The sequence below is a fragment of the Coriobacteriia bacterium genome, assembly GCA_031292615.1.
Classification (GTDB): Bacteria; Actinomycetota; Coriobacteriia; order Anaerosomatales; family JAAXUF01; genus JARLGT01.
The window spans coordinates 1-4633 of record JARLGT010000034.1 but is presented as its reverse complement, the minus strand read 5'-3'; the positions used below and the strand labels follow the sequence as shown (position 1 = coordinate 4633).

At 63.7% G+C, this 4633-nt stretch carries 5 protein-coding genes; 3 read left to right on the top strand and 2 right to left on the bottom strand.

The genetic code is table 11. From position 1 onward, the window contains the following. The 3 genes from P4L93_03265 to P4L93_03255 all read left to right on the top strand — a co-directional run. On the top strand, window positions 1-193 hold a 193-nt coding region (locus tag P4L93_03265), incomplete at its 5' end, for a MoaD/ThiS family protein (GenBank protein MDR3685968.1). A gap of 486 nt (window positions 194-679) precedes the next feature. Beyond that, on the top strand, window positions 680-1312 hold the full coding sequence (locus P4L93_03260) for an excisionase family DNA-binding protein (protein ID MDR3685967.1): 633 nt from the start codon (window positions 680-682) through the stop codon (window positions 1310-1312). Beyond that, window positions 1302-1721, top strand: a complete 420-nt coding sequence (locus tag P4L93_03255) for a HEPN domain-containing protein (protein MDR3685966.1) — start codon at window positions 1302-1304, stop codon at window positions 1719-1721. Before P4L93_03260 ends, P4L93_03255 begins: the two co-directional genes overlap by 11 nt. 123 nt (window positions 1722-1844) lie before the next feature. On the opposite strand, the gene P4L93_03250 is transcribed toward P4L93_03255, so the two are convergent. Both P4L93_03250 and P4L93_03245 read right to left on the bottom strand, forming a co-directional pair. Continuing rightward, entirely contained in the window at window positions 1845-4238 is a 2394-nt protein-coding gene (locus P4L93_03250) for a hypothetical protein (protein MDR3685965.1), read from the bottom strand. A gap of 204 nt (window positions 4239-4442) precedes the next feature. Further along, window positions 4443-4633 (bottom strand): hypothetical protein (locus tag P4L93_03245; GenBank protein MDR3685964.1); only part of this gene is annotated, 191 nt, incomplete at its 5' end.

The following is a 4633-nucleotide window of genomic DNA, read 5'->3' as shown; positions in this document are numbered from 1 at the left end:
GCATACGCTGGGCTTCAGCGAGCAGGTGGCCGAGCTCCCACCCGGCGCGACCGTCGGCGATCTCCTCGACGCGATCGGAGCCGACCGAGGCCGTCCGGTCATCGTCGGCCGCGACGGGTGGGCGATCGACCTGGAAGACGAGCTCCACGAGGGCGACCGGATCCTCATCTCGCCGGTCTTCTCGGGCGGCTGAGCGGGTCGGGGAGGGGAGGGCGCCCCGGCGCGAGCCCGACGACACCCCCGGCGTGGGCTTGCGCTGCCGGCGTAGGATCGGTCCATCGGAGCCCGCTTGGCCGCGCGAGGGGTGCGCAGTGACGTCGTCGGCCATGGTCGCGAGACCGGATCTTGCACGCAGGGTGCGCTCGGCAGGGCCGATCGCGACACCGCCGTGCACGGCCGACCAGACGCGCGGCGTGACGAACCTCGCCACGCGGCCGCGAGCGGGCAACATCAGCTCCGATACCCGGGCGGGCGCCTGACGGCGGTCGGGGCGAATGCCTGGCTCCGCCCGCCAACTTCTACCGAGTGATGTCAACTGACATCCAATCGAAGTACCGGCGCCCGTGAGAGGGCGCCGGTTCCATTTCGTTTGCCCGCATCTCGAAGCTCATCGGCGATGCTGGTGTAGTATGCTACAACTATCGTGGATGACGACGTCCCGCTCCAACGGGAGCAGCTCATGACCCTGACCGTGCCTGAGGCGGCCCGACGCGTTGGCCGCAACCCTGAGACGATCCGTCGGTGGATCAGGGCAGGGAAGCTGCCGTCCCACAAGGTCGGCACGCAGCACCTGATCGACGAGGACGACCTGATCGGCGCCGTTCATGCCGTGACCGCAGGGCCGTCCCTCCAGGTCGACCCGGATCGGACGCAGACGGATGGAGCGTTTCCGCTGGACCTGCACAAGAGTCGAGAGGGACGTGCACACCAGGTCCAGGAGGCCGCGGCGCCGCATCTCTCCGCCGCCCTGGACCGCCCAGCTGTCACGACCGACCCGTGGCAGTCGACCATCGTGGGACGGATCGTTCGCCTCGTTGATCCTGTCAGGATCGTGCTGTTCGGCTCGCGCGCGCGCGGAAGCGCCCGGGCCGACAGCGACTACGACCTGCTGGTTGTCGTTGATGCCATCGCGAACCGTCGCGCGATGCGCATCGCCATCCGTAGATCCTTCGCGGATCTGCCCGTGGCCGCGGACGTTGTCGTGAGCACGGTCGAGGAAACGGACGGATACATGCCCGGTCGTCCAGCCGGCGTGGTGTACTGGGCGCTCCAGGAAGGGCGAGTCATCTATCACCGCGGCAATGCCGCCTGAGGCTGCGCTCTGGTGGCTTCGAACGGCGATCGGGGACCTCACCGCCGCACGGGCGCTCCTGGCCGTCGCAACGGTGGCTCCCCGCCAGGCCGCCTACCTCGCCCAGCAGGCAGCCGAGAAGGCGATCAAGGCGACCATCGCACTCCAGGGCCGCGAGCCTCCCTTGACGCACGATCTGATCTTCCTGCTTGAGCGAAGCCCGGCCGAGGCAGACCTTCGCGCCGCGATCGTCGACATCGTCGCCCTATCCGGTGCCCACGCCGCCGCGCACTATCCACAACCCGATGAACCCCCATACGACCTCGAGGAGACCGACCAACTGGTCGCGGACGCGTCACGTCTCGTGGCCGGTGTCCAGGACTATTTCGATCGGCTCGGGCTCGACGGCACGGGCCTCGCCCCCGTTTGACCCGTCTCTCCCATGCGCCAATCGAGCGGGGACACGAGCTGCGCGTGCCCGTTGTGGCCTTGGAGGTCGTTCTGGCCCAGGATCACCATCGCCAGAGTTATGCACTACTTCCGATAATGTAAGTTATGTATTCTGAACGAGTGTCTCCCTCACCTCTAGGAACGCTCGAAATGCGGGGTGAACGGAATACTGCATCTCTGAATGAGCCGCATTCAACTTCGCGTGGGCTATTGCCCTGTTGCGTGTTAACTCCGCCGGATTGTCAACGTAGACTGGGTGGTCTCCGGCAGACTGGAAGCCCAGAAACGATAGTTCGAGCAGTTGGGTGAGGACGCTCGTCTCTGACTTCGTAGCTTTGCGGCCGAGCCCGCGACGGATGCGCTCAAGTACCTGAGTTTCGGACTGAACGCTGGAGGACGCCGCGAACTCATAGAGAACTGATTCCATCTGCGGGAGATCGGGCTCACCTTCGACGAGGAGGGACTCAAACGCGTACGTCGAATAGGCGAAACGCGCGTCCTTAAGATCGTCGGGTTGCACTTGGTCCCGGCGACGGTTCACGGCGTTCGTGATGCTCGCGTTTGCGAGGTACAGCATGTCCCGCGGTCGTGGCAGAACCGTGTAGAAGAACCATTCACGCGTCGGCGTAAAGTCAACGAACGCGCAGAACAGGCGCGTCCACAGTTCGGTCCCGTTCGCCCCGCTGACGGTGGTGTATCGCTCTTCGAGCACGCGCAGGAGCAGGTCGCGGTCACTCCAGTCGAGTCTGCTCACGGCGAGCTTGTCAGGTTCGCGTGCCATGCGGGTGACGTGTGAGTAGATATCACTTCGCAGGAACACTGCCAGCGAGACGCCGAGCGGCTGACGGCCTTTGCCGCGCTTCTCGAGCTCGAGCCCGATCGATCGCATGGCGCCAAGGAGCCCGAGGACGAACTGCGATAGTTCTCCGAGATCAGAGTCGCGCGTCCAGGCTTTGTCGAGATTGTCGACCAGGATCGCGACCCGATGCTTCCCCGACAGCGCTTCAGCGAGCAGCCCAACTAGATGCCTGATCCGCGTCTCGTGGAGAGCTTCGGAGATCGCCACGCGTCCGGCGGCCACGCCAGTTTCGACGTCGATCGGAAGCAAGTCCTCGACAGCTCGTTCGAGTCTGATCGAGAAGTCCTCGAGCACGAGATCGCGCTCGTTGGCGACAGCCTCGAGAAGGTTCCACTCAGGGGTCGCCGGGACAACGACCGCGCGCTGTTCTCGAATTCGCGAGGTCGCCGTTCGCGCGAGCTCGGACCACAGTAAGTACTTCCACATGCTCTCGATCAGAAAGCCCTTCTCGTCTCTCTCCTTGTATCTCCGGAGCAACCTCAGAAGGCTCCCTAGTTCGTACGCTGGCGGCTTAATGACGCAGACGACGTTCCGGGCGTCGGCTGAAAGATCAGCAGCGGCATGCAGCAAGTTGGCAGTCTTCCCGGCCCCCTTACGTCCGACGAATAGACGCACTCCGCCCTGAAGCACTTCGGTGTAGGGACGTGTCTCGACGAAGTAGTCTGACAGGCTAGCCGCCTCGTCCTCGGCGACGTGACTACCCAACCGGAGCGAGCGCAGTTCCGCGGCTCGCTTGAATGCCTCGGACTGGGGCGTGGGATGGGCCCCCTCCAGCACCCGTTTGTGGTCGCGAAGCCAGCGGTTCACCCGCGCGACGACATCGCGGGGCACGGAGTAGACGAATAGGGCGTCTTGGTAGTCGATCGGTGTCGAGTAGTCTTCCTCGGCAAGCATCAAGAGTTCCTTGCCCATGCCGCGCGCAAGCCCTGAGAGCAGCGCCATCCGGGCGTTATGGATCTCCCCGTCTTGGCGTTTGGGCGATGTGAAATGTGCGACCACGCCCCGCGATGCTGCTATGGACTCGGCATACCACGAGAGCGGCTGGATGACGGACTCCTGCGGGTCAACAACTGCGAGGGTGAAAGTTGAGGATCTCTCACGTTCAAGAGCTCGTGTAAGGCCATAAGACGCGTTCGTGTCATGAGGGCTGGCAAGGTATAGGACTGAGCTCGATGCGTCTGGCACGAGGCTGTTCGCAACGAGGTCGTCATAGACCGTTGTCATGGCTTCGTGCGGCCGGCCAGCCAAGAACGCGTTCACAATTGTTCCGGAGGTTGAATAGGGTACGTATCCGATTGGACTCAGAAGAGCGAACTTGTCCCATTGCCGCGTAGCAGCCGCGAACGAGCGGTCCCGGATCAGCCAGACGCGCTTCTTGGCGCCAATCGCATACCCCAGTTCGAACAAGACATTCTCGTTGGGCTCTGTTGTGTCAAAGACAGACAACACGGACCCATCGATCGCAGTCGTTATCTGGGCAATGATTAGCCGCCCACCGATCGACAGCGACTCCCAGGTATGTCCGCGCGCCTCACCCGTCTCCGTGAGTGCTTCGGCCGCTTCGCTGACAGTCGTCCGTCGTAAGGCGGGTCGGCTTGGGTATGCGAAGAAGATGGCCGGGGGCATGCCCAGACTCATACTGTTTCTCCATTCTTTCGATCCTTCTGGCCCACGACCCGCGAGCTATTCGGTAGAACAACGTTCGTGGTACAGATGAGACCGACGCCTTCCGCTGCAGCGCTTCCGGGCATCACTTCGTCTTCCTTGATCTCGCGCATGGTAAGCGGGACGCCTCGCCTCCCAGATATGCCCAGCCCCCGTGTCGAGCGCGAAACGGTTGCCTCATCTCGGCCCTTCCTCGTCGACACCAGTGACTCGCTCGATGCGGGGATCACGCTGATCTCCTTTGCCAACAGAAGGCTCGGTGACGCCCGCCGTCTGGAGGTTAAGCGCGACGAGGCGCTCGAGGATCTCGGAGTCGGACGTATCGGCAAACCAGCCGTACGCGGCGAAGACGGCGGCGTCGAGGTCGG